At 72.8% G+C, this 24,614-nt stretch carries 26 protein-coding genes; 14 read left to right on the top strand and 12 right to left on the bottom strand.

Annotated elements, in window-relative coordinates; genetic code table 11:
• Window positions 1–20: 20 nt before the first annotated feature.
• From C7M71_RS20510 to C7M71_RS20485, 6 genes are all read right to left on the bottom strand, one after another.
• Complete coding sequence (locus tag C7M71_RS20510; protein WP_111493117.1) at window positions 21–1,598, bottom strand: C40 family peptidase; 1,578 nt, start codon at window positions 1,596–1,598, stop codon at window positions 21–23.
• 190 nt (window positions 1,599–1,788) lie between these two features.
• The gene (locus C7M71_RS20505) at window positions 1,789–3,027 is read right to left on the bottom strand and encodes a styrene monooxygenase/indole monooxygenase family protein (RefSeq protein ID WP_111493116.1); all 1,239 of its coding nucleotides are present in this window, start codon (window positions 3,025–3,027) and stop codon (window positions 1,789–1,791) included.
• A 76-nt stretch (window positions 3,028–3,103) separates the two neighbouring features.
• Window positions 3,104–3,676, bottom strand: coding sequence for a GTP-binding protein (locus C7M71_RS20500; protein ID WP_229759178.1), 573 nt, complete (start codon window positions 3,674–3,676; stop codon window positions 3,104–3,106).
• Between the two features lie 109 nt (window positions 3,677–3,785).
• Entirely contained in the window at window positions 3,786–4,217 is a 432-nt protein-coding gene (locus tag C7M71_RS20495) for a DUF742 domain-containing protein (protein WP_162824317.1), read from the bottom strand.
• Window positions 4,218–4,237: 20 nt separating this feature from the next.
• Window positions 4,238–4,711, bottom strand: coding sequence for a roadblock/LC7 domain-containing protein (locus C7M71_RS20490; protein WP_175607716.1), 474 nt, complete (start codon window positions 4,709–4,711; stop codon window positions 4,238–4,240).
• A complete protein-coding gene (locus tag C7M71_RS20485; RefSeq protein ID WP_114914459.1) occupies window positions 4,708–6,633 on the bottom strand; it encodes a sensor histidine kinase in 1,926 nt (641 codons plus the stop codon). The genes C7M71_RS20490 and C7M71_RS20485 overlap by 4 nt, the downstream gene beginning before the upstream one ends.
• Before the next feature lie 468 nt (window positions 6,634–7,101).
• On the opposite strand from C7M71_RS20485, the gene C7M71_RS20480 reads away from it, so the two are divergent.
• Together C7M71_RS20480 and C7M71_RS20475 are read left to right on the top strand one after the other, a co-directional pair.
• On the top strand, window positions 7,102–8,265 hold the full coding sequence (locus C7M71_RS20480) for an inorganic phosphate transporter (protein ID WP_111492934.1): 1,164 nt from the start codon (window positions 7,102–7,104) through the stop codon (window positions 8,263–8,265).
• A 35-nt stretch (window positions 8,266–8,300) separates the two neighbouring features.
• Window positions 8,301–8,558: a hypothetical protein gene (locus tag C7M71_RS20475; RefSeq protein ID WP_111492933.1), complete on the top strand. Its 258-nt coding sequence runs from the start codon at window positions 8,301–8,303 to the stop codon at window positions 8,556–8,558.
• 58 nt (window positions 8,559–8,616) lie between these two features.
• Here the strand turns inward: C7M71_RS20475 and C7M71_RS20470 are convergent, their stop codons facing one another.
• The 3 genes from C7M71_RS20470 to xylB all read right to left on the bottom strand — a co-directional run bounded on the left by C7M71_RS20470 (window position 8,617) and on the right by xylB (window position 11,937).
• Window positions 8,617–9,072, bottom strand: coding sequence for a MarR family winged helix-turn-helix transcriptional regulator (locus C7M71_RS20470; RefSeq protein WP_229758822.1), 456 nt, complete (start codon window positions 9,070–9,072; stop codon window positions 8,617–8,619).
• Window positions 9,073–9,201: 129 nt separating this feature from the next.
• The gene (locus tag C7M71_RS20465) at window positions 9,202–10,422 is read right to left on the bottom strand and encodes an ROK family transcriptional regulator (protein WP_111492936.1); all 1,221 of its coding nucleotides are present in this window, start codon (window positions 10,420–10,422) and stop codon (window positions 9,202–9,204) included.
• An 87-nt stretch (window positions 10,423–10,509) separates the two neighbouring features.
• Window positions 10,510–11,937, bottom strand: coding sequence for a xylulokinase (gene xylB, locus C7M71_RS20460; protein ID WP_111492932.1), 1,428 nt, complete (start codon window positions 11,935–11,937; stop codon window positions 10,510–10,512).
• Between the two features lie 107 nt (window positions 11,938–12,044).
• Here xylB and xylA point away from each other — a divergent pair, with 107 nt between their 5' ends.
• The 3 genes from xylA to C7M71_RS20445 all read left to right on the top strand — a co-directional run bounded on the left by xylA (window position 12,045) and on the right by C7M71_RS20445 (window position 14,053).
• Window positions 12,045–13,214, top strand: a complete 1,170-nt coding sequence (xylA, locus tag C7M71_RS20455) for a xylose isomerase (protein WP_111492931.1) — start codon at window positions 12,045–12,047, stop codon at window positions 13,212–13,214.
• A gap of 100 nt (window positions 13,215–13,314) precedes the next feature.
• Entirely contained in the window at window positions 13,315–13,686 is a 372-nt protein-coding gene (locus tag C7M71_RS32955) for a hypothetical protein (RefSeq protein ID WP_322975182.1), read from the top strand.
• A 103-nt stretch (window positions 13,687–13,789) separates the two neighbouring features.
• The gene (locus C7M71_RS20445; RefSeq protein ID WP_162824316.1) at window positions 13,790–14,053 is read left to right on the top strand and encodes a dsRBD fold-containing protein; all 264 of its coding nucleotides are present in this window, start codon (window positions 13,790–13,792) and stop codon (window positions 14,051–14,053) included.
• A 98-nt stretch (window positions 14,054–14,151) separates the two neighbouring features.
• On the opposite strand, the gene C7M71_RS20440 is transcribed toward C7M71_RS20445, so the two are convergent.
• Window positions 14,152–15,414, bottom strand: a complete 1,263-nt coding sequence (locus C7M71_RS20440; RefSeq protein ID WP_162824315.1) for a peptidoglycan recognition protein family protein — start codon at window positions 15,412–15,414, stop codon at window positions 14,152–14,154.
• 115 nt (window positions 15,415–15,529) lie between these two features.
• A complete protein-coding gene (locus C7M71_RS20435; RefSeq protein ID WP_407675926.1) occupies window positions 15,530–16,342 on the bottom strand; it encodes an enoyl-CoA hydratase/isomerase family protein in 813 nt (270 codons plus the stop codon).
• Between the two features lie 205 nt (window positions 16,343–16,547).
• Here C7M71_RS20435 and C7M71_RS20430 point away from each other — a divergent pair, with 205 nt between their 5' ends.
• From C7M71_RS20430 to C7M71_RS20410, 6 genes are all read left to right on the top strand, one after another.
• Window positions 16,548–17,030, top strand: a complete 483-nt coding sequence (locus tag C7M71_RS20430) for an NUDIX domain-containing protein (protein ID WP_111493357.1) — start codon at window positions 16,548–16,550, stop codon at window positions 17,028–17,030.
• Between the two features lie 149 nt (window positions 17,031–17,179).
• Window positions 17,180–18,355, top strand: a complete 1,176-nt coding sequence (locus tag C7M71_RS20425) for a tyrosinase family protein (RefSeq protein WP_111493355.1) — start codon at window positions 17,180–17,182, stop codon at window positions 18,353–18,355.
• A 196-nt stretch (window positions 18,356–18,551) separates the two neighbouring features.
• On the top strand, window positions 18,552–19,421 hold the full coding sequence (locus C7M71_RS20420) for a helix-turn-helix domain-containing protein (protein ID WP_229758821.1): 870 nt from the start codon (window positions 18,552–18,554) through the stop codon (window positions 19,419–19,421).
• On the top strand, window positions 19,387–19,599 hold the full coding sequence (locus C7M71_RS31970) for a DUF397 domain-containing protein (RefSeq protein ID WP_229758820.1): 213 nt from the start codon (window positions 19,387–19,389) through the stop codon (window positions 19,597–19,599). Before C7M71_RS20420 ends, C7M71_RS31970 begins: the two co-directional genes overlap by 35 nt.
• 139 nt (window positions 19,600–19,738) lie before the next feature.
• A complete protein-coding gene (locus tag C7M71_RS20415) occupies window positions 19,739–19,951 on the top strand; it encodes a DUF397 domain-containing protein (protein ID WP_111493353.1) in 213 nt (70 codons plus the stop codon).
• Between the two features lie 97 nt (window positions 19,952–20,048).
• Window positions 20,049–20,258, top strand: a complete 210-nt coding sequence (locus tag C7M71_RS20410) for a DUF397 domain-containing protein (RefSeq protein ID WP_111493351.1) — start codon at window positions 20,049–20,051, stop codon at window positions 20,256–20,258.
• Between the two features lie 206 nt (window positions 20,259–20,464).
• Here the strand turns inward: C7M71_RS20410 and C7M71_RS20405 are convergent, their stop codons facing one another.
• Complete coding sequence (locus tag C7M71_RS20405) at window positions 20,465–21,232, bottom strand: rhomboid-like protein (RefSeq protein ID WP_111493349.1); 768 nt, start codon at window positions 21,230–21,232, stop codon at window positions 20,465–20,467.
• Between the two features lie 191 nt (window positions 21,233–21,423).
• Here C7M71_RS20405 and C7M71_RS20400 point away from each other — a divergent pair, with 191 nt between their 5' ends.
• The 3 genes from C7M71_RS20400 to C7M71_RS20390 all read left to right on the top strand — a co-directional run bounded on the left by C7M71_RS20400 (window position 21,424) and on the right by C7M71_RS20390 (window position 24,379).
• Entirely contained in the window at window positions 21,424–22,143 is a 720-nt protein-coding gene (locus tag C7M71_RS20400; protein ID WP_111493347.1) for a spermine/spermidine synthase domain-containing protein, read from the top strand.
• A 292-nt stretch (window positions 22,144–22,435) separates the two neighbouring features.
• Window positions 22,436–23,155, top strand: a complete 720-nt coding sequence (locus tag C7M71_RS20395) for a response regulator transcription factor (RefSeq protein WP_111493345.1) — start codon at window positions 22,436–22,438, stop codon at window positions 23,153–23,155.
• Window positions 23,156–23,215: 60 nt separating this feature from the next.
• Complete coding sequence (locus tag C7M71_RS20390) at window positions 23,216–24,379, top strand: HAMP domain-containing sensor histidine kinase (protein ID WP_111493343.1); 1,164 nt, start codon at window positions 23,216–23,218, stop codon at window positions 24,377–24,379.
• Window positions 24,380–24,614: the final 235 nt, after the last annotated feature.

Below are 24,614 nucleotides of genomic sequence, written 5' to 3'. Positions count from 1 at the left end.
CGGGGCGGCGCTGTGCGGGGTCAGCCCAGCAGCGAGGGCAGGCCGGGCAGCAGGGTGAAGTCCGACGGACCGGCCGACACCGAGGCGGACTCGACCGGGGCGGCCCACTCCGACTCCGGAGAGGAGGCGGAGGGCTCCGACGACGGCGAGCCGGACGGCGAGGCGCCTCCGCTCTCCGACGGCCCGGCCGAGGGACCCGCCGAGGGCCCAGCCGTCGGCCCGGCCGAGGGATTGGCCGGCGAGGTCGCCGACGGGGAGGGCGAGCCGGAGGGGCCGGACGGGGACGAGGGCCCGGGCTGCCGCGTCGGCCGCACCGTCGGGAGCGGCTTCGGCGGCACCGTGGGCTTGTGCGGCTTGGGCTTGCCGCCGTCGTGGATGTCCGAGCCCAGGATCGGCGTGACGGTGTCCAGTTCGCCGGAGACGTCTGGCATCTTCCAGTCGTTGCCGTCGCCCGCCGCCGAGGGGTCCGGGCGCACCGCGCCGAGGATCGGCATCGAGGCGATCGGCGAGACCTTGACGAACGCTCCGGGCCGGGGCGACTGGATGATCAGCCCGCTGCCTATGTACATCGCCACATGGGTGGCACCGCTGAAGTAGATCACCAGGTCGCCGGGGCGCAGCTGGCTCAGCGGAAGGTGCTTCAGCTGGGCCCACTGCTGCTGGCTGGTGCGCGGGATGGGTAGCCCGGCGTGCAGCCATGCCTGCGAGGTCAGCCCGGAGCAGTCGAAGACGTCGGGGCCGGAGCCGCCCCACACATACGGCTTGCCGAGCTGCCCGAAGGCGTACTCGACCGCCTTGCGCCCGGCCTTGGAGGGGGCGCGCTCGCCCTTGCCGAGCACCCCGGAGGCCAGGAAGGTCAGCTGGGCCTCGTCGGCCTCCTGCTTCTCCAGCTTCTCCAGCTGGGAGCGCTGGGCGCCGGTGAGCGAGGTGACCGTCTGCTCCACCGCGTCCAGCTGCTTCTTTACGGCGTCCCGGGCGTCCAGCTGCTTCAGGATCAGCTGCTGCACGGTGCGCAGCGAGGCGTCGGCCTGCGCCTTGAGCTCGGTGAGCACCGCCTGGTCGGCCTTGAGCGCATCCAGCAGCAGGACCTGTGCGTCACCGGCCCGCTGGAGGGCCTGGCCTCGGTCCAGCGCCTCGTACGGGCTCTGGGCGAGCAGCAGTTGGGCGTAGCCGGAGAGCGAGCCATTGCGGTACTGGGCGCGGGCCAGCTCGGCGGCGAGTTCGACGCCGGCGTCCACCTGGGCCTGCTTGCGGGTGACCCGGCGGTCCAGGTCGGCGGCCTCGGTCTGGCGCTGCTTCAGCTGGTCGGAGGTGTCGTTGTACTTCTCGGTGGCCTCCTCCGCCTTCTGGTACAGCTCATGCAGCTGGTCCAGCAGCGGGCCCAGGGTGGCCTTGGCCTGGGCCAGCCGATCGGCCGCGGCGGCGACGGCGGCGGCCCGGGCGGAGGGGTCGGGCTTCGCGGCGTAGGCAGCCTGGGTGGCGGCCGGCACGGCGAGTGCGGCGGCGGCGAGCACCGCTCCGCACCGCAGCGCCGCGCGCAGCCAGGGCCTCGCCGGGCCTGTTCCGGTACCGCCGGCCTCGTGGTGCGCCACCGTCATGGACAAGCCCTCCCGAGTGCGATCGACCGACCGTCGTTCAGCTGGATCTCCGCCGGTCGCGGACGATCCTGCCACGCAGTGCTCCACCGGTGGCAGGGGTGTGCCCGTGCTCCCGGTGAATTCTCATCGAACAGAAGACGTACGCCCCCGGCCGATGGTTGTACGTCCGGCCGGGGGCGGTGACCGCCGATCAGCCCTGCGGGGCGACCGAGTCCAGGTAGGCACCTGCCTTCTCCGGCTCGAAGAACCACTGCTCGAAGTCGGCGGGGTTGTCGAAGCCGTTGGCGAAGCGGTCGGCGACGGACTGCACCTGCCCACCGGCGCCGATCAGCTGGAGCACATGCTCCGGCGGCGGCGCCAGCATGGCGTTGGTCCACTTGGTGACATGCCGTGCGTGGTTCCAGTAGAGGTCGAAAGCGCCCTGCATGAAGTCGGCGTCGAAGGGCTTGTCGCCATGGGCGGTGATCGCCTCCAGGTAGGCGGCGGCGCACTTGGCGGCGTTGTTGGAGCCCTGGCCGGTGATCGGGTCATTGGCCACCACCACGTCGGCGACGCCCAGCACCAGGCCGCCGCTGGGCAGTTGGGCGACCGGGTTGCGCACCACGGGGGCGTACCGGCCGGCCAGCACGCCGCCCGCGTCGGTCAGCTCCACGCCGCCGCGGGTGCGCTCGAACTCCCACGGGGTGAAGGTCTTCATCAGCTCCAGGGTGAGCCGCAGGTGCTCACCCGGGTCCTTGACCCCGGCGAAGACGTCCAGCGGACCGCCGGGTATGCCCTCCCAGAAGAGGATGTCGCATCGGCCTGAGGTGGTCAGGCAGGGCATCACGAAGAGTTCGCCGACGCCGGGCACCAGATTGCAGCGGACGGCCTCGAAGTCGTACTCGGGGCGCGGCCCGAGGCCGTGCACATAGGCGACGGCGAGGGCGCGCTGCGGTGCGTCGTACGGGGAGCGGGAGGCGTCCCGGCCGAACATCGACACCAGCTCGCCCTTGCCTGCCGCGACCAGCACCAGGTCGAAGGTGCGGGAGAAGTAGTCCAGGTCGGAGACGGTGACCCCGTGCACCACCACCTGGCCGCCGCGCTTGGCGAAGGTCTCCAGCCAGCCGGCCATCTTCACCCGCTGGTCGACGGACTGCGCATACCCGTCCAGGTGGCCCACCCAGTTGACGGCGCGACCGCCGTCCGGTCCGGCCACCGAGACGCCCAGGCCCTCGATGCGGGGGGCCTGGTCCTCCCAGAGGTTGAGCCCGAGGTCGCGCTCATGCTGGAGCGCGGTGTGGAACATGCACTGGGTGGACATCACCCGGCCGCCGCGGATCTCGTCGGCGGTGCGGTTGGTCATCACCGTCACGTCGTAGCCGTGCGACTGGAGGCCCAGGGCCAGCTGGAGGCCGGACTGCCCGGCACCGACGATCAGTATCTTGCGCATGGGATGTTCGACTCCTCGACTCGTCCCGATCCACTGCTGACGCCCGATCAACTCCTGCCCTGCCAGGCGTAGTCGATCATCCTTGCACCGTCAGTGCGTGTACCACCAGGGCGGTCAACACGTCCGCCACCGAGTCACGCATCCGGGCGTCGCAGAGCATCACCGGGATCTCCGGCGGCACGGCGAGCGAGTCCCGGACGTCGTCCGGCGAGTAGCGGGGCGCGTCGTCGAACTGGTTCACCGCGACGATGAAGGGCAGCCCGCACCCCTCGAAGTAGTCCAGCGCCGGGAAGCTGTCCGCCAGCCGCCGGGTGTCCGCCAGCACCACCGCGCCTATCGCCCCGCGCACCAGGTCGTCCCACATGAACCAGAACCGCTGCTGGCCCGGGGTGCCGAAGAGGTAGAGGACCAGGTCGTGCTCCAGGCTGATCCGCCCGAAGTCCATGGCGACCGTGGTGGTGGACTTGCCCGGCGTCAGGGAGGCGTCGTCCACCCCCTCGCCGGCCTGGGTCATCACCGCTTCGGTGGTGAGCGGCATGATCTCGGAGACCGAGGAGACAAAGGTGGTCTTGCCGACACCGAAGCCACCGGCCACCACGATCTTGGTCGAGGTGGCACTGCCGGTCGGGCCCAGCGGAATGCCCGGCACCCCTCGGGGGTCCGCCGAGGACGAGTCCGCCGAGACCGGGTCCGCCGGGGCCGGGTCGGCCGAGACCGGGTCGGGCGGGTGGCCTCCGGCCGGGTCCGCCGCCACGGTCTCAGAGCTTGCGAAGTCCACCCAGCACCCTTTCCAGCAGAGCCCGGTTCGCCATCGAACCGGCGGTTCCGTCCCCCTCGTCCGGCCCGTCCCCCCGGCCGTCCCCACCGGGTGCTCCGTGCACCCGGATCCGCCCCTGGTCCGCGAGGTCGCTGACCAGGACGCGCACCACGCCCAGCGGGATGCGCAGCAGCGCGGCGATCTCCGCGATGGAGCGCATATGGCCCCGGCAGAGCTCGCAGATGGCCTCCAACTCCGGCAGCCCGCCGCCCTCCCCGGCCGCAGGTCGGTTGAGCGCGGAGACCAGCGTCTCCACCAGCAGTACGTGCCCGAAGCGGGTCCGGCCACCGGTGATCGCATACGGGCGGACCCGGGACGCCCGCCCGGCGCCCGGGCGCCGCACGGGCCCTGTGCTGTGCTCGCTGCCGCGCACAGACCCACCTTTCGCGGAGGTCACCGGGCGGCCATCGCCCGGTGCAGTTCACTGCGGACCTCGGGGGTGAGCGCATGCCCGGCCCGCTCCACGAGCAGCGCCATCTGGTACGCCACCACGCTGAGGTCGCAGTCGAGCGAGGCGTGCACTCCGAGGCACGACCCGTCGCTGATCGCCATGAGGAACAGGTGCCCGCCGTCCATGGTCACGATGGTCTGCTTCACCGAGCCGTTGCCGAGCACCCGGGCCGCCCCGGCACCCAGGCTGACCAGCCCGGAGACCACCGCCGCCAGATCCTCCGCCCGGCGTGCCCCCTCGGAGGCGGCGAGCAGCAGCCCGTCGGAGGAGACCACCACGACGTCCTGGAGGCCGCGTACCCCCGAGGCGAAGTCGGAGAGCAGCCATCTCACCTTGTGGGCATCCTGGCTGACCCCCCCTCCGTCAGCGCCGCCCAGTGCCATCGCGGGCGCTCCAGCCGCTCCGCGTACCGTCATCTGCTTGCCTCCTCGCTTGAGGAACCGCCGACCCCCCGCTTCGTCTCCCCCGTGCGTGCTGTCTGCGACCCGGACGCTGCCTCCCCTGTCTCCCCGGTCTCCCCTGCCGTACCGGTCTCACGCGCTGCCTGGCGGAGCCCGCTCTGGAAACCCCCGAGCCGGCGCCTGAGTTCCTCGGCGGAGGTGGCCCCCGTGCGGTCGCCGGTGACGCCCCCCTGCTCGGCCTCCCTGCGCAGCCCGGAGCCCGGACCTTCGCCGGTGCCGGGCAAGCCGCCTCCACGGGGCACCCTACGGGGAAGTCCGAGCCGGGTCACCGGTGACCCGTCCGATGGGGTGTCAACACGGGCTGTCACCACGGGCTGTGGCCGTTCGGGGCCAGTCTCGGACGGCGCCTCGGGCTGCGACTCGGACGGCGGCTCGGGCTGCGCCTCGGGCTGCGACTCGGGGTGGGTCTCGGTCCGGGTCTCCGGCTGCGCCTCGGGCTGCGACCCGGATCGGGGCTCCGACCTGGGCCGAAGCACCCGCAGCGCCTGAGTCTCGGTATCGGCCTGGCTCTCCGCCTGGGCCTGCGCCGGAGCCGCGTGGCGCGGCCGGCTCTCCCTGGCGGGCGCCTCCGGCGCCTCGTCGGAGCGGCCGCCGTGCTGGTTGTCGTCGGTGGGCGTACGGGCGGGCGGCACCGGCGGTTCGGCCGCGCCGCGCCGGGGCAGCGGCGGGTTCTGCTCGGCCGTACGCACCGGCAGCGGCGGCACCGCCGGGGTGGGCTCGGGCGCGGCGGCCACCCGGGCCGTACGCTCGGCCGCGCGCTGCTCGTCCACCTCGACCGCCGTCAGCTCGGCCTCCACCACCGCCTCGCGCGGCACCACCACGATGGCGGTGGTGCCGCCGCCCGCGACGGTCTCCCGCAGCTGCACCCGGATGCCGTGCCTGCGGGCGAGCCGGGAGACCACAAAGAGGCCCATGCTGCGGGCCGAGGCGGTCTGCTCCCGCCAGGGGGCCTTGCCGGAGAGCGGTTCGACCTCGCCGCCCGTCTCCGGGTTGTCCAACTGCGCATTGAGGTCCCGCAGCCGCTCGGGCGGGATGCCGATGCCCCGGTCCACCACGGAGATCATCAGCTCGCCGTTGTCCAGCAGCCAGCCGCCGATCTCGACCACGTCCTGCGGCGGGGAGAACGCGGTGGCGTTCTCCAGCAGTTCGGCCACCAGGTGGCTGGTGTCGTCGGCCGCGCCGCCGACCAGCCGCACCCGGGGCAGGAACTGGATGCGCACCCGCTCATAGCGCTCGATCTCGGAGACGGCGGCGCGCAGCACATCCAGCAGCGCCACATTGCGGTTGCCCCGGCGGCTGTTCTCCAGACCGGCCAGCAGCAGCATGTTCTCGCTGTTGCGGCGCATCCGGGTGGCCAGGTGGTCCAGCCGGTAGAGGTTCTCCAACTGCTCCGGCTCGCCCTCGCGGCCCTCCAGGGTCTCGATCAGGACCAGTTGGCGCTCGACCAGGGTGAGGGTGCGCATCGCCAGGTTGACGAAGGTGGCGTCGACGCTGCCCTGCAACTCGTCCCGCTCGGCGGCCAGTTCCTCCCGCTCGGCGAGCAGCGCGTCCCGTTCGGCGGCCAGTGCGGCATGCCCGGCGGTGAGCGCGTGCACCTGCCCGCCGAACGCCTGGAGCTGCGCCAGCCGGGCCTCCCGCTCCTGGAGCAGCTGCTCACGCTCGGCGAGCAGCGCGTCCCGCTCCCCGGCGAGCCGGTCGCGCTCGGCCGCCGTCCGGTCGCGCTCCCGCTGGAGCGGGCGGACCATGGTGCGCCGTACGGCCACCACCAGTCCCCAGGCCGCCGCCACGGCCGCCGCTGCGGCGGTCGTGCTCAGTACGGGGGTGGTGCCGCCGTTGGACGCCGCGTCGCACCCGGTGGCCAGCAGGGCGGCGGGCACGCCGACAGCGGCCCAGGTCGCCTGGCCCCGTGGGCGCTGCCGGGCCGTCTGCTCTTCCCCGCTGCGTTCTCTCTTGCGTTCTCGCTTGCGTTCCGTGGTCGGCTCCGCGGCCTGGCGCCGCGGTTCCACTCGCCTCGTCCGCACCGGATCTCGCAATCTCGTCTCGGTGAACTCGGGTGTCATGCGGCATCAGACATCTCAACCGGCACAGGAGCCATCTACCGCCCGATACCGGCACAGACACCCGAAAGAGTGAATCGCACAACGGGTCGCCGGAACAAGATCCAACCACTTAGGCCGTGTGCAGATCATGTGGACGGTAGACGACTTGCCCAACGATCCCCTTTCCCCCATGACCATGTCAGGCAACCTCGCCCTCGCACCGCGAAGTCGTCGCCAGTTAACCTTCCGTTCACTCGTTGTCCGTACGGTCACCGCGACGACAACGCCTAAGACGATTGTTTGGTTATGGAACACATCACGTTCCTGGTGGCCGTCGTGATCATCACGGCCCTCGCCTTCGACTTCACCAACGGCTTCCACGACACGGCCAACGCCATGGCGACGTCCATTGCCACGGGAGCGCTGCGGCCGAAGGTCGCGGTCGCCATCTCGGCGGTCCTCAATCTCGCGGGCGCGTTCCTCTCCGTCGAAGTCGCCAAGACCATCTCCGGCGGCATCATCGACGAGAGCGCCGGTGTCCATCCGGAGATCATCTTCGCCGCGCTGGCCGGAGCGATCCTCTGGAACCTGCTGACCTGGCTGCTGGGTCTGCCCTCCAGTTCCTCCCATGCGCTCTACGGCGGACTGATCGGCGCCACCCTGGTCGGCGTCGGGGTGCACGGGGTGCACTTCGAGACGGTCGTCACCAAGATCCTCATCCCGGCGCTGGCCTCCCCGGTGGTGGCCGGGCTCGCCTCCTGGGGGGCCACCAGGCTCGCGTACCGGATCACCCGGGGCGCCTCCGCCGGGACCACCGGCCGGGGCTTCCGGCTCGGCCAGGTCGCCTCCGCCTCGCTGGTCTCGCTGGCCCACGGCACCAATGACGCCCAGAAGACCATGGGCGTCATCACCCTCACCCTGATCTCCGCCGGGTCCCTGGGCGCCGGGGCCAACCCGCCGGTCTGGGTGGTCCTCAGCGCCGGTCTGGCCATCGCGGCGGGCACCTACATGGGCGGCTGGCGGATCATCCGCACCATGGGCAAGGGACTCACCGACATCGAGCCCCGCCAGGGGTTCGCCTCGGAGACGGCGGCCACCTCGGTGATCCTGGCCTCCTCGCACATGGGCTTCGGCCTCTCCACCACCCATGTCTGTACCGGCGGCGTCCTGGGCGCGGGCCTCGGCGCTCCCGACGGCAGGGTGCGCTGGAGCGTCGCCCGCCGCATGGTCTACGCCTGGCTGATGACGCTCCCCGCCGCCGGCACGGTGGCCGCGGGCGCCGCCTGGATCGCCGGGCTGGGCGACGCGGGCGTCGCCGTGGTGGGCGTCCTGCTGGTCTCCGGTTCCACCACGGTCTGGCTGACCTCGCGCCGCCGCCCGGTGCACTCCGGCAATGTGGTCACCGACGACGGTCCCGCGCCGCTGCCCACCGCTCCGGCACCGCTGCCGCAGACCGGCATCGCGGCCTGACGGCACCTGACGGAAGACGAAAGGGAACCGACGCCATGCACATCAAGTGGGGCGCGCTCGCCGGCACCGCCGGGGTCAGCTTCGGCATCACCGTCGCGGTGGTCGCGGCCTTCGCCCTGGGCACCCTGGCCCTCTCCCGCCATGAGGCCGCCCGCGAGGCAGCCGCGGGCGGCGGTGACACGGGCAGCAGCGGCGTGGTCGGCGGACGCGTGGCGCTGGGGGCAGCCGTCACCTGCTTCGCCGCCTGCGCGACGGCGGTCGGCTACGGGATCTGGCTGATCGCCGCAAGCTGACCACCGAGCTGACCACCGAGCTGACCACCAAGCTGACCGCCGCCGGGCCCGGCGGCGGTCAGCTGTTCTCGATCACCTCGTTGAAGCGGTGCAGCAGGTCGGCGAAGGTGGCCACATCGGTCGGCTGCCAGGTGCCGAGCAGCGCCCGGATGGAGCCCATCCGGGCGTTCCGCGCGCTGGTGTAGCGGCGGTCCCCCTCCTCGGTGAGCGAGACCAGGGAGACCCGGCCGTCCAGCGGGTCGGACTCCCGGCGGATCAGGCCCAGTTCCTCCAGCGCCTTGATCTGCCGGCTCACCGTGCCCTTGCCGACGCCGAAGTGCAGGCCGATGTCGGTGACCCGGACCTTGCCCTCGATCCCGATGTAGGCCAGCAGCGGATACGCACTGCCCTCCAGCTCCGGGTGGACCTCGCGGGCCATCTCCGCCGCGCGGGCCCCGGCCCGCCGGAAGAGCAGTGCCAACTCGCGTTCCACCGAGCCGAAGGCGTCATCCGCCGCCCCGTAGCCCTTCTCCACTCCGTCTCGCCCTCCGGTCGTCCCCCGGCCGATGTCGGCCCTCAGTATTCCCTGTGCATTCCCTGTGCGGATTCCCGGTGCGACGGACGTCCCCGCTGCCCAGGGGCCGCCCGCCCGGCCCCGGAGGCGTCACTGCGCGGCGAACCGGCCCGGGTCCTCCACGATGGCCCGTACGACACCGGCCGCCGCACCCAGCAGCGGGCCCCGGCGGCCCAGTACGGAGACCGCCAGCCAGTCGTCGGACCAGGGCCGCACGGTGACCCGGGCGGTGAGTTCGCGGCGCATCCCGGGCAGCAGCCACTCCCCCAGCTCGGCGTAGCCGCCGCCGAGGATGACCGAGGCCGGGTCGATCAGGTTGACCGCTCCGGCGACCGCCGTACCCAGCGCGGTACCGGCCCGGTCCAGGGCGGCGAGGACGGCCGGGTCGCCGTCGGCCGCGCGGTCGGCGAGCAGCGCGATCCAGTCACGACCGGAACCCGCCTCGCCCGAAGAATGGCCGGTATCGGCCCTGGCGCTCCCCGGCCCGGCGGCCCTCAGCACCGCCCGCTCGCCCGCGTACTGCTCCAGGCAGCCGCGCGACCCGCAGGCGCACGGCGGGCCGTCCGGCTCCACCGGGACATGCCCCAGCTCCCCGGCGAAGCCGCGGGCCCCCCGGAAGAGGCGGCCGGCCACGATCAGCGCCGCGCCGATCCCGGCCTCGGCCGAGATGTGCACGAAGTCCCCGGTACCCGCGTGGTCGCCCAGCCACAGTTCGGCGAGGCCGCCCAGGTTGGCCTCGTTGTCCACCTCGGCCGGGAGCGCGGCCAGGTCCGGGGCCCCGGCCAGGCGCAGCTCCGAGCGGAGCAGGGCGATCACCGGTACGTCGGACCAGCCGAGGTTGGCGGCCCGCCGGACCAGCCCGGGTTCGGCGCCGACCAGGCCGGGGACGGCGATCCCCAGCCCGGCCGGGCGCAGCGCCGGAGCGGCCTCGGCGGCGACGGTGCGCAGCAGGGCGGCGAGGTCGGCCAGGACCTCGGCGGCGGGCCGCCCCCGGTTGTCGGCGGCGATCCGGGTCCAGACCCGGGCCTCGCCGCGCAGGTCGACCACGCAGGCGGCCAGGTGCTCCACGCCGATCTCGGCGCCGAGTCCGGCGGGGCCCTGCGGGTTGAGGGTGAGGGCGGTGCCGGGGCGGCCGACCCGGCCGCTGGGGGCGGGCCCCAGCTCGGCCAGCAGCCCGGCACCGATCAACTCCTCGACCAGGGAGGAGACGGCGGCGCGGGTCAGCCCGCTGGCCGCCGCGACCTCGGCGCGGGAGAGCGGTGCGCCGGCGGCGACCTCCTGGAGGACCAGGGCGAGGTTCTGCCGCCGCATGGTCTGCTGCGAGGCGGGGGCGGGCCGGTTAGGGACCCCGCCGTTGGCGGTCGGCTGGCGCACGTCTGCTTCACCCTCTCCGGTCGGTCAGCGGCCCGGCCCCTCGAACAGCCGCCCAGCCCTGAGCAGGGTATCGGCGATGCGGGCGAGCGCTTCGTCGTCCCGGGGCAGCGGGTCGAGCAGCGGGCCGTCGGTGGTGCCCCAGCGGCGGGCGACGGCGGCGGGCTCCTCCCCGGTGAGCAGTCCGGCGGCTTGGGCGGCGGCGCCCAGCGCGACCAGCTCCGCCGCCCGGGGGATGCGTACGGCCCTTCCGGAGAGGCGGCGCACGGTGTCCTGCCAGGCGGTGCCCCGGGCGCCGCCGCCGATGAGCAGGATCGGCGCGTCGTCGGCGGCCTCGCCGCCGTGGCGCAGCACGTCGTCCAGGGCGGTGAGCAGCGCGTGGGCGGCGCCGTCGTAGGCGGCCTGGAGCAGCTGGCCGGGGGTGGTGTCATGGCGCAGCCCGTGCAGCAGCCCGGAGGCGTAGGGCAGGTCGGGGGTGCGTTCGCCGTCGAGGAAGGGCAGCACCACAGCGGTGCCGCCGGGTTCGACGTCGGCGCGGTCGCGGCCGAGCAGGGCGGCGATCCGGTCCACGGCGAGGGTGCAGTTGAGGGTGCAGGCCAGCGGCAGCCAGCGGCCGGAGGCGTCGGCGAAGCCGGCCACGGTGCCGCTGCGGTCGGCGGGGCGGCCCCGGGTGACGGCGTAGGCGGTGCCGGAGGTGCCGAGGGAGACCACGGGCAGTCCGGGTTCCAGGCCGAGGCCGAGGGCGGCGGCCATGTTGTCGCCGGTCCCGGCGGCGACCGGGATGCCCTCGGGCAGCGGTGATCCGGCCCGTACGGCGCCTGCGGCGCGGCCCGGCTCGACCACCTCGGGGAGCAGCGCCCGGTCGAGCCCGACCAGGTCCAGGATCTCCTTGTCGTAGCCGTGCTCGCCCCACCAGCCGGTGCCGGAGGCGTCGCCCCGGTCGGTGGTGCCGGAGCCGGTGAGGCGGCCGGTGAGGTAGTCGTGGGGCAGCCGGACGGCGGCGGTGCGGGCGGCGGCCTCGGGGTGGTGCTCGCGCAGCCAGGCCCACTTGGCGACGGTGAAGGCGGCGGTGGGGACGGAGCCGGTGCGCTCCGCCCAGGCGTCGCGGCCGAGCCGTTCGGTGAGGGCGGCGGCCTGCGGTGCGGAGCGGGTGTCGTTCCAGAGCAGGGCGGGGTGCACCGGTCGGCCGTCGGCGTCCAGCGCGACCAGTCCGTGCTGCTGGCCGCCGACCGCGACGGCGGCGGCCCGGTCGGCGTACCCGGTGGCGGCGACTGCCTCGGTGAAGGCCGACCACCACTGCTCGGGGTCGCTCTCGCGGGCGCCTCCGGTGCCGTTGACGGTGTGCGCGGCGCGGCCCTCGGCCAGCACCTCGCCGCTCTCCACGTCGACGGCCACCGCCTTGGTGGCCTGGGTGGAGCTGTCCACCCCGATCACGACCCGCTGACCTGTGTTCATGGCCACTCCTTTGGCGACTTCGGCGCCGCGGGGCTTCCGTACGGCGCCGCCGCATACTAATTTGTTTTTTGGCCTGACGAAATAGAAGGCGCTAGAGGAGCCGCACCATGAGCATCACCCCGACCCCCGCAGACAAGTTCACCTTCGGCCTCTGGACGGTCGGCTGGCAGGGCCGCGACCCGTTCGGCGAGGCGACCCGCCCGGCACTGGACCCGGTGGAGACGGTCACCCGCCTCGCCGAGTTGGGCGCGCACGGCGTCACCTTCCACGACGACGACCTGATCCCCTTCGGCTCCTCCGACACCGAGCGTGAGGGGGTCGTCAAGCGGTTCCGCCAGGCGCTGGACGCCACCGGCATGAAGGTGCCGATGGCCACCACCAACCTCTTCACCCACCCGGTCTTCAAGGACGGCGCGTTCACCGCCAACGACCGCGACGTGCGCCGCTACGCGCTGCGCAAGACCATCCGCAACATCGACCTGGCGGTGGAGCTTGGCGCCACCACCTATGTCGCCTGGGGTGGCCGCGAGGGTGCCGAGTCCGGCGCCGCCAAGGACGTCCGGGTGGCGCTCGACCGCCTCAAGGAGGCGTTCGACCTGCTGGGCGACTATGTGGTCTCGCAGGGCTACGACCTGCGCTTCGCCATCGAGCCCAAGCCCAACGAGCCGCGCGGCGACATCCTGCTGCCGACCGTGGGCCACGCCCTGGCGTTCATCAACGAGCTGGAGCACGCCGACCGGGTGGGCCTCAACCCCGAGGTCGGCCACGAGCAGATGGCCGGGCTCAACTTCCCGCACGGCATCGCCCAGGCGCTCTGGCACGGCAAGCTCTTCCACATCGACCTCAACGGCCAGTCCGGCATCAAGTACGACCAGGACCTGCGGTTCGGCGCCGGTGACCTGCGCCAGGCGTTCTGGCTGGTGGACCTGCTGGAGTCGGCCGGGTACGAGGGCCCGCGCCACTTCGACTTCAAGCCGCCGCGCACCGAGGACTTCGACGGCGTCTGGGCGTCCGCCGCAGGCTGCATGCGCAACTACCTGATCCTCAAGGAGAAGGCGCTGGCCTTCCGCGCCGACCCGGCCGTGCAGGAGGCGCTGCGCGCCGCGCGCCTGGACGAGCTGGCGCAGCCCACCCTCAACGAGGGCGAGACCGCCGCCGACCTGCTGGCCGACCGGACCGCGTTCGAGGACTTCGACGTGGACCGTGCCGCCGCCCGGGGCATGGCCTTCGAGCAGCTGGACCAGCTCGCGATGGACCACCTGCTCGGCGTGCGCTGACCGGACCGCGCGGTGCCGCAGGCGGCGGCCTGCGGCACCGCGCCCCTCTTCTCGCTCGGAGCCCGGAATAAAGCGGCCCATATCGGTCACGCTCCCGTCCATGGACGACTCCGCACCCCTCCGCGCCGACCACCCCAGCGCCGACCGCCTCCGCGCCGACCACCTCAGCGCCGACCACCTCAGCGCCGACCACGCCTCGGACGCCGGGACGGCCGCCCGCCTGGTGCCGCTCTGGCTGGCGGAGGCCGCCGAGGACGATCCGCAGGCCGCCGAGGCCGCCCGGCGGGCCTGGCAGGACACCGGCCGGCTGCCGCCCGAGACCGCGCAGGAGCTGGCCGACTGGGTCACCGCCCGGGTCACCGACACCGGCTTCAACCAGGACGAGGGCCCCACCCGCCCCGGCCCCCGGATCACCGTCGCCGACAAGGAGGCGGTACACCGCTGGCTGCGCGGCCAGGGCCACCGGGTCTGACGCTTGCCCGGCCGCTTGCCCGGCCGCTTGCCCGGCCCGGCAGGCCGGGCGCACCCTGAAGACTCGGGGGCCGAGCGTGGGAGACCCGAGGGAAGTGGACACCATGCGCCACGAATGGGACGTCCGGCTGTTCTTCGACGAGGACGGCAGGCACACCGAGTGCGAGGCCAGGCTGGTGGGTGAGCGGGCACCCGGGGTGACCGCCCGTGGCGCCTCCACCTGTAGCGACACCGACCGGCCGGAGGCCAGGATCGGCGAGGAGCTGGCGGCGGCGCGGGCGCTGAGCGCACTGGCCCGCAAGGTGTTCTCGCAGGCGTCCGGGGACATCGAGGACGAGGTGCGCCGCCCGATCCACCTCATGTACTGAGCCGGTCGCGCCCTGACGGCACGTCAGGGTGATCCCGCACCGGATCGCCGCCGCCGTCTATGCGCCGGACCTGCTGTCGGCGTCCTCGGGCCGACCGGTCAGTGCGGGTGCGCCCCGGCGCGGATCAGCCGGGCGGCGGCGGCCCGGATGCCCGGCAGGGCCGCGTAGAGGGCGTCGCCGGGGCACTCGGTCTGGACCGCGTCGCGGTGCCCGGAGACGGCGTTGAGCACCACCCTGGTCCCCCTCGGGTAGCGGGTGGCGCTGTCCTGGGACACCATGGCCGCCTTGCCGGTGGGCGACACCCCGACCAGCGAGAGCTTCCAGGCGGCCAGCCGGGCGATGGAGTCGGTCATCGCCTTGGGCACCTTGTGCCCGGCGCGGAAGTCGCCGATCGCGGCGATGCCCATGGAGCCGATGTTGAACCCCATGGTGTGGCCGCCCACCACCGGCCGGTCCACCCCGCCGGCCCGGCCCTCGTAGATGGTGCCGCAGCGGTCCACCAGGAAGTTGTAGCCGATGTCGTCCCAGGCCAGTTCGGTGACGTGGTACTGGTACATGGCCCGGATCATCTCCGGCACCTGCGAGCAGTCGTAGCCGTTGGGGTTGTCGGTGTGGTGGACGAAGACCATCTTCACCGAGGGCGCGTAGATCGGGGCCTTGCGGCGCAGCGACTCATCGGCCTTCCAGCCCGCCCGGGTGACGATCTCGGGCCGGGGCACGGTGTACGGCCGGCCGCTGGGCGAGGCGGCGGCGGTGGGGAGCAGCAGCAGCCAGCTGGGCGGGCCGCCCGCGATGGCGGGCTGCTGGGCGGGGTTGCCGGGGTCGATCAGGGCGAGGTGCAGCCCGCTGGGCAGGGTGCCGCCGCCGGGGGGCTCGCCCACCGAGACCTGCACGCCGTCCGAGGGGCCCACCCAGAGCGGGCTGGTGTAGCCGCGCACCTGCTTCTTGCCCGTACCGGGGCCGGACTTGCCGTGGTCCTCGGGGCGCAGCGTCTGCCATGGGGTCCAGATCCGCTTGGCGCGGTCGCGGGTGCGGACCCGCAGGACGGCGTTGAGCGGGCTGCGGGCGTCGTCCCAGACCGCGCCGAGCAGCGAGAACGGGGCGGTGGAGCGCCTGCGGCCGGAGGCGGCCGGGGCGCCGCCGGGCGTCGGGGAGGTCAGCGGCAGGGTGCTGGTGGAGCCGGGTGCGGGGGTGCCCTCCGCCGAGGCGGTCGCGGTGGGGGCGGCGGGGGCAGCGGGGGCGGCCGACGGGTGCTGGCGTACCGGTCGTGCGGGCAGCGGGGCGGCGCAGGCTGCGAGGGCCGCCAGGCCCATGAGCGCGGCACCGGCCGCTGTGACCGGTACCGCCCGAAGTGCACACATACGCCGGATACTAGGGCCGCCCGGACCCGCTGCGCCCGGCTGCTGCGCCGAGCGTGGCACCGCCTCACCCGCTCGCCACGGTCGGCGCAGCGGCAGCGGTGTGCGGCCGGTGGTCTCAGAAGCGGGGCGGGCGCCGCTCCAGGAAGGCGGCCAGCCCCTCCCGTACATCGGGGGCGTGCCGGGACTTGCGCTCCCACGGTTCCACGGCGGCCTGCGGGTCGCGGCCCTCGGCGACGGCGGCGACCACGTCCTTGACCGCCCCCAGGGTCTGCGGCGACCGGCCGGCCACGGTACGGGCGTACTCCAGCGCCCGCGCCTCCAGGGCGTCGCCGGGCACCGCCTCGTCCACCAGGCCCAGTACTTCGGCCCGGCGGCCGGTCACCAGGTCGGCGGAGAAGAGCAGGTACTTGGCGCGCGCCGGGCCGACCAGCCGGGCCAGCCGGGCGGTGGCCCCCGCCGGGTAGACCACGCCCAGCTTGGCCGGGGTGATGCCCAGTCGGGCGTCCTCGGCGGCGAACCGCAGGTCGCAGGCGACGGCCAGTTGGCACCCGCCGCCCACCCCCGCCCCCCGGATCACCGCCACCGTGGGGTGCGGGAACGCCGCCAACGCCTCCTCGGCCGCCGCATTGTCGCGGTGGTACGCATCGGCGTGGGCCGGGTCCGCGTACATCTCCAGCAGCTCGGCGATATCGGCCCCGGCACTGAACGTGGAGCCCGCACCACTCAGCAGCAGCACCCGCACCCCGGGTTCGGCCGCCAGCCGCTCCAGCACCCCGGGCAGGCCGCGCCACATGGCCAGCGTCAGGGCGTTGCGCTTGGCCGGACGGTCGATCAGCAGCACCGCCACCCCGTCCTCCCCGCAGTACGCCCGCAGCCCCTCCACCCCGGTCGGCAACCCCGCCCGCCCCTCCACCAGCGCCCGCTCCACCCTGCTCCTCCTCCACTCGCCCCCACCGGCCACCTCGCAGTCTGCCAGCCGCTTCCGCACGAACTGCTCGCCGCCCGCACCCGGTCAGTGGTCTCCCGCAGCCGTGTCGCGGGCACGACCAGCAGCGTTGGACAGTCCCCGGACCGGCCGGAAAGAGTGGCCGCCCCGGACCGCACCCGTGGCCCGACCCTGAAAGAGGCACGGCATGAATCGACTTGTCGCGTGGATGTGGCGCATCATCCGAGGCCCCTTGCAATGGCGGGTGCTCTGGATCGCGCACGCGAAGTTCATGGTCGGCGTGACCGGCGTCGTCCGGGACGACGCGGGACGCGTCCTGCTGCTGCGCCACCGCATGTGGCCGGAGGGCCGTCAATGGGGACTGCCGACCGGCTACGCCATCAAGGGCGAGGAGTTCGGCGCGACCGTCGTCCGAGAGGTGCGCGAGGAAACCGGCCTGGAGGTGAAGGCGGGCCGGCTCGTCCGCCTCAAGAGCGGATACAAGCTGCGGGTCGAAGTGGCGTACGAAGCGGCTTTGGTCGGCGGTGATCTCACAATCGACCCGTTCGAGATCCTGGAGGCACGCTGGTGCTCCCCGGACGACCTGCCGGAGGGCGTACAGGAGTCACACAGGGCACTGATCCTCGGCCGGTCACCGCACGTCGTCGAGTTGGCGGAGCAGATCGGCTGACCGATCGCCCGCGTGCGCCTAGGTCGTAGCCCGGGGCGGGAGAGACCGTTCACCCGAAAGGCGTAACCCGGGTGGCGGGCGCTTCGGGACGGTCCGACGTTGGTTGAGGGGGTCACCCGTTCGGATTACCGGCAGAAGGGGAGACCACCATGGCCGACATTGTCCGCAGAAACCAGGCGATGCTGCTTCCGGCGGAGAAGCAGCAGTTCATCCAGGCGGTTCTGGAGCTCAAGCGCCGGGGTCTCTACGACCAGTACACCTCGGTGCACGCACAGGCCCCGGAGAACTACCACCAGATGCCCAGGTTCCTGCCCTGGCACCGGATATTCATCGCGCGGCTGGAAGCCGGGCTGAGACAGGTCGCCGGGGCTGCGATCACGCTTCCGTACTGGGACTGGACGGTCGACCGCGACCCGTCGGCGTCGATCTGGAGCGACATCTTCATGGGTGGCAACGGCAGGACCGGAGACGGCATGGTGACGAGCGGGCCGTTCGCCGGCGCCGACCGGTGGCGCTGCATCGACCCCGACCCGTCCGTCCCGCCCTACCTCAGGCGGCAGTTCGGCCTCAACCCGAACGCACGCGCACTGCCCACGGCTGCGGACGTGGACGAGTGCCTCCGGCACACGCCGTATGACAGTCCGCCGTGGAACGGCGACAGCGACCCGAGTTTCCGGAACTCCCTTGAGGGCCAGATAGCACCGTTCATCCACAACATCGTCCACAGGTGGGTCGGCGGGAGCATGGACCGCCCCAGCGCGCCCAACGACCCGCTCTTCTTCCTGCACCACTGCAACATCGACCGCATCTGGGCCCAGTGGCAGCAGCAGCACTCCACCCAGGGGTACCGCCCGAACGGCGACGGCCCACCCGGACAGAACCCGGGCGACCTGATGCCCCCGTTCGACAACGTCAGAGTGGGCGCGGGGCTCGACCACCGGCAGCTCGGGTACGTCTACGACACCGAGAACCCCACCGCCCAGGGCGACCGCATGCTCCCCGGCGACACCCTGCGGACCAACGACGCCATCTACTCACCGAACAGCCAGTACCGCCTCATCTACCAGGGAGACGGAAACCTGGTGCTGTACCGGGTGAGCCCCTTTACCCCGGTGTGGGCGTCCGGAAAGATGCACACGCCCGGCATGTGCGTCATGCAGATGAACGGCGACCTGGTCGTCTACGACTCCGGCGGGCACCAGGTGTGGAACCTGGGGTTCACCGGACGCGGAAACCGCCTCTATGTGACCAACAGCGGGACGGTGCAGCTCGTCAACCTGGCCGGGAACGTCGTGTGGCACTCGCCGCAGGCGGTGATGGCCTGACAGCGGGGGCGGTCGGGGGTGCGGGGTGGCGCAGGGGGTGGGGGTGTGCGCCGCCGGGTGGTGCTGGTGGGACGGGCAATATTGCGTTTCCGGGATAATTCCGCAGGAAAATCCGAAACGCATTGCCCTGGTGCCAATGGTGCACTGTCACGGGGTGGGTGGACGGCGAGGAATCCTTGCGCTACAAGGGTTGGTCATGAGTAACGAACCGTCAGTGACGGCCGCCGAGACCTCGCGTGCCGTCTTCGGAAAAGTGCTGAAGCATTTCCGCGAGGAAGCCGGGCTCTCCCAGGGTGACCTGGCAAAACTGATCCCGTGCGACCGGTCGCTGGTCTCACGGATCGAGGCGGGTACGCGGGTGCCCGGGGAGATCTTCGCGGTGGCGAGCGATAAGCAGCTCGGCACCGGGAAGCTGTTCGGCAAGCTGTGGGGGGAGATCAACTGGTACGCCAATGTCGATCACCCGGACTGGTTCAAGCAGCGGGCGGCGATGGATGCCGTGGCGGTGGCTGTCCGGGTCTACCAGACCCAGGTGATCCCCGGTCTGTTGCAGACCGAGGAGTACGCACGGACGCTCTTCGCTCGGGTGGCACCGGAGTCCGAGATGGACAAGGTCGAGGAGCAGGTGACGGCTCGGCTCAGCCGTCAGCAGCGTTTCCTGGCCCCCGACGGCCCACTGCTGGTCGTGGTGCTGGATGAGAGCTGCATCCGGCGGGTCGTGGGCAGTCCCGAGGTGATGCGGAACCAGCTCGACCATCTGCTGACCGTGGGGATGCTGCCCAACATCCGCATCCAGATCGCGCCTTTCAACTTCGCCAATCTGGTGCCCCCGAACACCTCCATGTCGCTGCTGGCGCTGCCGGACGGGAGCGAGTGGGTCTACTCGGAGTCGCTGGACCGGGGCCACCTCAACGACGACCCGGCGGTGATCGCGCGGCACCGCCGCACCCACGACCTGTTGCGGGCTGACGCGCTGTCCGCCCGTGACTCCGCCATCTGGATCAGCAAAGCCCGAGGGGAGTACGGCACCCATGACTCCGACACCGAGCGCGACACCCTGGCGTAAGAGCAGCCACAGCGGCGGCAACGGCGGCGACTGCGTCGAGGCGGCCCCCGGCTACCTCCCCGGCATCGTCCCGGTCCGCGACAGCAAGGACCCCGAGGGACCGGCGCTCTTCTTCACCGCCGACGCCTTCGCCGCCTTCATCGCCGCCGTCCGGGCGGGCGAGTTCCCGACAGCCTAAATCCTTCGTACGCCACATCGTTGGCCTCGTACGATCCGTCAGCGGGCGGTACCGTCGCAGCTATGATCCGCTGCGGGCGGACGCATTCTCAGCCCCACGCTGCCGCCCGGATCAGCGAGCCAATGGGAGGCTACGAACCATGACCCACGACCTCAGCACGGCACCGTGGCGTAAGAGCAGCTACAGCGGTGACAACGGCGGCGACTGCGTCGAGGCGGCCCCCGGCTTCCTCCCCGGCATCGTCCCGGTCCGCGACAGCAAGGACCCCGAGGGCCCCGCACTGCTCTTCAGCAACGACGCCTTCAGCGCCTTCATCACCGCCGTCCAGGCAGGCGAGTTCCCGATCGGCTGAACCCGCCCGTCAACCGCCTGGAGCCCCGTTCCCACCCCCCGAGGGCACGGGGCTCCGCCGCGCCCGCTCCGTCAGACCCGAGGAGGCTAGGACACCCATGACCCATGACCTGAGCACGGCACCGTGGCGTAAGAGCAGCCACAGCGGCGGCAACGGCGGCAACTGCGTCGAGGCGGCCCCCGGTCACCTCCCCGGCATCGTCCCGGTCCGCGACAGCAAGGACCCCGAGGGCCCCGCGCTGCTCTTCACCGCCGACGCCTTCAGCGCCTTCATCACCGCCGTCCGGGCAGGCGAGTTCCCAGCCTGATCCGTCAGCCGAGCCCCGGGTCCACTCGGCCACCGCCGGGTCGATCTCGACGCTCACCACGCTTCCGCTCCCCGACCGGCGGGCGAGCAGTCCGGCATTCGCACCCCCCAGTTCGCGCAGCCTGGGGCGCAAACCGACCGATGGCATGAACTCCTGGCCAGTCAGTGAAGTTGAGCCGCCTCGACTGAGGTCTTGTGCTGCCGCGTTCACTCTGGGCGAACAGGCTCGCCCGCAGGCTCGGCCGGGGACGCCAGGGCGGCGGCCCAGCGGGCCTCGCGGCGGGCGGTGCGCAGCGCGGCCCAGCGCCGCACCGGGAACCAGCAGAGCAGGCCGGCCAGCAGCGCCGTGGGGTGCCCCACGGCGGTGACGGGGTCGTCGCCGGTGAGCGAGCGGTAGAGCAGGACGGCCGCCGCACCCACCGGGACGGCGACTCGCAGTCGCCGGGGAAGCAGCCCGGAGAGGGCCCCCAGGCAGGTCAGGACGCCGTAGCTGACGCCGACGTCCACCCGGTGCAGGGCGGACGGCCCGAGGCGCCCGGAGAGCACCTGGAGCCCGATCGGCAGCTCGGAGGCGACGGTGGCCAGCACATGCCCGGTGGCGAAGACCTGGAGGGTGCGCAGGGCGCCGATCCGCCGCTCCAGCGGGGCCAGGGTGACGGCGAAGGCCAGCAGGTACGGGGACCAGAGCGGCCCGGCGGCCCAGAGCCCGCTCAGCGCCAGCACCCGCAGCGGGTCGTGCACCAGGTGCCAGACGTCGCTGCTGGAGGCGTCCACGGCCTCCCGCACGCTCACCGGGTCGCCCAGCCGGGCATAGAGCGAGGTGCCGAGCAGGATGACCAGGTAGCCGAGGGTGAACGGGGTCCGCCGGGGTCCGGGCAGCAGCCGGCCGCCCACCCGCCGCAGGGCGCGGCAGAGGCGTCGGGCGCGTCCTGCGCCGCCGAGCGGGCGCAGCGTGCACTGCCCGGTCTCCGCCATGGCGCCTCCGTCGCTGCTGGGCCGCGGGACGGGGCGCCGGCGCACCCCTCGGGGCGCCCGGCGCGGTCCCGCGCATCCGGTTCCAACGGTAGGGCGGCTTGATGAGGACGGAATGAGTGGACCGGTACCTGCACCACCCCTCAGGATGGGCGTGTCGCGACCGACCAGTGCGTCCACGGAGGGTTTGACCTGTGACTTCCGCCACCCCGCCGACCGCCGCAGACTTCTTCACCCGGACGGCGGAGCGCGCCCCCCGGGTGCTGGACCGCAGGGACGGCCCGTACGGGGAGATCGTGCTGCGGCAGCGCGGGGCGGACCCCGAGGCGGTGTTCGAGATCATCGCCAACGGCTGCTTTCTGATGGACACCTCGGACGGCCGCTCGGAGCGGCTGCTGATCCGGGCGGCGCTGGACGCGGCGGCCGTGCCGCGTCCGTCGGTGCTGGTCGGCGGGCTGGGCGCGGGGTTCTCGCTGGCGGAGGCGGCGGCCGACCCGGCGGTCTCCCGGATCACCGTGCTGGAGCGGGAGGAGGCCGTGGTGCGGTGGCACTCCGGGCCCCTGGCGCGGTTCTCGGCCGGGGCGCTGGACGACCCCCGTACCCAGGTGGTGACCGCCGATCTGCTGGACCACCTGAGGGGAACCAGGGACCGCTGGGATGTCGTCTGCCTCGACATCGACAACGGGCCCGAGTGGACGGTCACCGATGCCAACGGCGGCCTCTACGGCTTCGCCGGGCTGACGGTGCTGCAACGCGCGCTGGCACCCACCGGGGTGCTCGCGGTGTGGAGCGCCGCCCCCGCATCCGACTTCGAGGAGCGGCTGCGGGCGCGCTTCCAGCGGGTACGCAGGCTCGATGTCGAAGTGAAGCGGGGTGCACCCGATGTCGTGTACCTGGCATCACAGGTGCAATGATCGCTGGGTAAGGTGTCGGGCTGTGCCGTCCCGACGGGCCGGTGGCCGGGTTGCCCCGGACCCTGCCGGGAGACACGCCCTGTACGTACGCTGCGCACGGCGGCCCGCGATGGACTCGCGGCCCACCCGCGAGGCCGGAGCACCGCGCTCCGGGCCACACGGCCGCGCACGGCAGGGCGCGCGCGGCACCGTGGCTTGGAGCTGACGTAACGAAACGACGAGCGGGCCGGTGGCCTCCCACAGGGGCACCGGGACCGCAGGCCCTGGGGGCGGTGGCGTGACCGTGACAGAAATGCAGCAGCAGGAGAGCGGCAACCCGAGTGCACAGCGACGGGTGCTGGTGGTGGAGGACGAACCCACCATCGCCGAGTCCATCGCGGCCCGGCTGGGCGCGGAGGGCTTCAAGGTCGCCGTCTCCCACGACGGACCGAACGCCGTGGACTGCTTCCAGACCTGGCAGCCGGACCTAGTGGTCCTCGATGTGATGCTGCCGGGCTTCGACGGGCTGGAGGTCTGCCGCCGCATCCAGTCGCAGCGGCCGGTCCCGGTGCTGATGCTGACCGCGCGCGACGACGAGACCGACATGCTGGTCGGCCTCGGCGTGGGCGCGGACGACTACATGACCAAGCCGTTCTCCATGCGGGAGCTGGCAGCCCGGGTCAATGTGCTGCTGCGCCGCGTGGAGCGGGCCCAGCTGGCGGCCCGGACGCCGGTCGGCGGCTCGATCCGGCTCGGCGAGCTGGAGATCGACCATGTGCAGCGGCGGGTCCGGGTGTCCGGCTCCGATGTGCACCTCACGCCCACCGAGTTCGACCTGCTGGCCTGCCTGGCGCAGCAGCCGCGCGCGGTGCTCACCCGCGAGCAGCTGCTGGCGGAGGTGTGGGACTGGACCGACGCCTCCGGCACCCGCACGGTGGACAGCCATGTCAAGGCGCTCCGCCGGAAGATCGGCGCCAACTGGATCCGCACCGTGCACGGCGTGGGCTATGCCCTGGAGGCCCCCACCCCCTGATCCGGGGGCGGGGGCGGCCGACCGACCGGGACTGCCGCCGACCATGGCCAGGGGGCCGCGATGACGTACACCCAGCAGCTGCAGCAGGGCTCCCAGTCCTCCCAGGTCTCCCCGGGAGACGGGCGCCCCCCGGGGCTGGCCTCCCGCGCCGCCCGGCGGGTCTGGAGCGACATCCGGCCGCTGGACCCGATGCGCTCCATCAAGGCCAAGCTGGCCGTGCTGGTGATCGTCTCGGTGGTGGTGGCCAGCGGCATGGTCGTGATCGCGGTGCAGTCCGACACCCGGATCCGGGTGATCATGATCTTCTCGATGATCGCCTCGCTGCTCTTCATGCAGCTGATGGCGCACGGGATGACCGCGCCGCTGCGCGACATGACGGCCGCCGCCAAGGCCATGGCGGCGGGCGACTACAGCCGCCGGGTGCAGGCCACCTCCCGCGACGAGGTCGGCGAGCTGGCCGACACCTTCAACCGGATGGCCTCCGACCTGGAGGCCGCCGACCGCCACCGGCGCGAGCTGGTCGCCAATGTCTCGCATGAGCTGCGCACCCCGATCGCGGCGCTGCGCGCGGTGCTGGAGAACGTGGTGGACGGCGTCGTACGGCCCGATCCGGCCACCATGTCCGCCGCGCTGGAGCAGACCGAGCGGCTGGGGCGGTTGGTGGCGCACCTGCTGGACCTGTCGAAGATCGACGACGGGGTGGTGCCGCTGGACGCCCGCGAGTTCGCCGTGCAGCCGTTCCTGGCCGGGGTGCTGCGCGGGGTCACGGTGGACGGCTCCACCTCCGGCGGGGCCACCAAGCGCCGTACCGACGTCACCCTTGACCTCCAGGTCTCCCCCGCCGGCCTCACCGCCGTCGCGGACGCGGAGCGGCTGCACCAGGTGGTCGCCAACCTGGTCGACAACGCCTGCAAGCACAGCCCGGCGGGCGGCACCGTCACCGTGCGCGCCCTGGCCGGGGCGCAGCCGCAGGGGCTGCTGCTGGAGGTGCTGGACGAGGGGCCGGGCATCCCGGAGGAGGACCGGGCGCGGGTCTTCGAGCGGTTCGGCCGGGGCACCGCCACCACCGCCTCCGGGCCGGGCAGCGACGGCGGCACCGGCCTGGGACTGGCCATCGCCCGCTGGGCGGTCGACCTGCACGGCGGGGAGATCCGGGTGGCGGAGGCCGCGCAGGGTTGCCGAATTGTGGTCACCCTTCCGGGCGGCGAGCCGATGCACGTTTGACACAGAACCGGGACATTCGGATGCCGAACCGGGCAGTGTGCCGCACAAACATGCTCTGAGCAGGCATTTTGTCCGGTTTGCGGATGGTTCCCGACGACTGCGAGGTGCGGCCCTTCCCATCGGCTGACCGGTTCTAACGCATCTTTCCCGCCAAACTTGCCGCGCGGGCTGTGATCTGGGCGACGACCGGCCCTCGGGAACTGCGCGATCACTGGTCAGGGGCGTAGCCTTGTTC

It is taken from the genome of Peterkaempfera bronchialis, from assembly GCF_003258605.2.
In the GTDB taxonomy this organism is placed as follows: domain Bacteria; phylum Actinomycetota; class Actinomycetes; order Streptomycetales; family Streptomycetaceae; genus Peterkaempfera; species Peterkaempfera bronchialis.
The sequence above is the reverse complement of the archived record's forward strand: the minus strand, read 5'-3'. Positions and strand labels throughout refer to the sequence as shown.

Coding starts and splice junctions, on each gene's coding strand:
- C7M71_RS20510 (WP_111493117.1), bottom strand. CDS start 1,598: ATGACGGTGGCGCACCACGAGGCCGGCGGTACCGGAACAGGCCCGGCG.
- C7M71_RS20505 (WP_111493116.1), bottom strand. CDS start 3,027: ATGCGCAAGATACTGATCGTCGGTGCCGGGCAGTCCGGCCTCCAGCTG.
- C7M71_RS20490 (WP_175607716.1), bottom strand. CDS start 4,711: ATGACGGTACGCGGAGCGGCTGGAGCGCCCGCGATGGCACTGGGCGGC.
- C7M71_RS20480 (WP_111492934.1), top strand. CDS start 7,102: ATGGAACACATCACGTTCCTGGTGGCCGTCGTGATCATCACGGCCCTC.
- C7M71_RS20475 (WP_111492933.1), top strand. CDS start 8,301: ATGCACATCAAGTGGGGCGCGCTCGCCGGCACCGCCGGGGTCAGCTTC.
- C7M71_RS20465 (WP_111492936.1), bottom strand. CDS start 10,422: ATGCGGCGGCAGAACCTCGCCCTGGTCCTCCAGGAGGTCGCCGCCGGC.
- xylB (WP_111492932.1), bottom strand. CDS start 11,937: ATGAACACAGGTCAGCGGGTCGTGATCGGGGTGGACAGCTCCACCCAG.
- xylA (WP_111492931.1), top strand. CDS start 12,045: ATGAGCATCACCCCGACCCCCGCAGACAAGTTCACCTTCGGCCTCTGG.
- C7M71_RS32955 (WP_322975182.1), top strand. CDS start 13,315: ATGGACGACTCCGCACCCCTCCGCGCCGACCACCCCAGCGCCGACCGC.
- C7M71_RS20445 (WP_162824316.1), top strand. CDS start 13,790: ATGCGCCACGAATGGGACGTCCGGCTGTTCTTCGACGAGGACGGCAGG.
- C7M71_RS20440 (WP_162824315.1), bottom strand. CDS start 15,414: ATGTGTGCACTTCGGGCGGTACCGGTCACAGCGGCCGGTGCCGCGCTC.
- C7M71_RS20430 (WP_111493357.1), top strand. CDS start 16,548: ATGAATCGACTTGTCGCGTGGATGTGGCGCATCATCCGAGGCCCCTTG.
- C7M71_RS20425 (WP_111493355.1), top strand. CDS start 17,180: ATGGCCGACATTGTCCGCAGAAACCAGGCGATGCTGCTTCCGGCGGAG.
- C7M71_RS20420 (WP_229758821.1), top strand. CDS start 18,552: ATGAGTAACGAACCGTCAGTGACGGCCGCCGAGACCTCGCGTGCCGTC.
- C7M71_RS31970 (WP_229758820.1), top strand. CDS start 19,387: ATGACTCCGACACCGAGCGCGACACCCTGGCGTAAGAGCAGCCACAGC.
- C7M71_RS20415 (WP_111493353.1), top strand. CDS start 19,739: ATGACCCACGACCTCAGCACGGCACCGTGGCGTAAGAGCAGCTACAGC.
- C7M71_RS20410 (WP_111493351.1), top strand. CDS start 20,049: ATGACCCATGACCTGAGCACGGCACCGTGGCGTAAGAGCAGCCACAGC.
- C7M71_RS20405 (WP_111493349.1), bottom strand. CDS start 21,232: ATGGCGGAGACCGGGCAGTGCACGCTGCGCCCGCTCGGCGGCGCAGGA.
- C7M71_RS20395 (WP_111493345.1), top strand. CDS start 22,436: ATGCAGCAGCAGGAGAGCGGCAACCCGAGTGCACAGCGACGGGTGCTG.
- C7M71_RS20390 (WP_111493343.1), top strand. CDS start 23,216: ATGACGTACACCCAGCAGCTGCAGCAGGGCTCCCAGTCCTCCCAGGTC.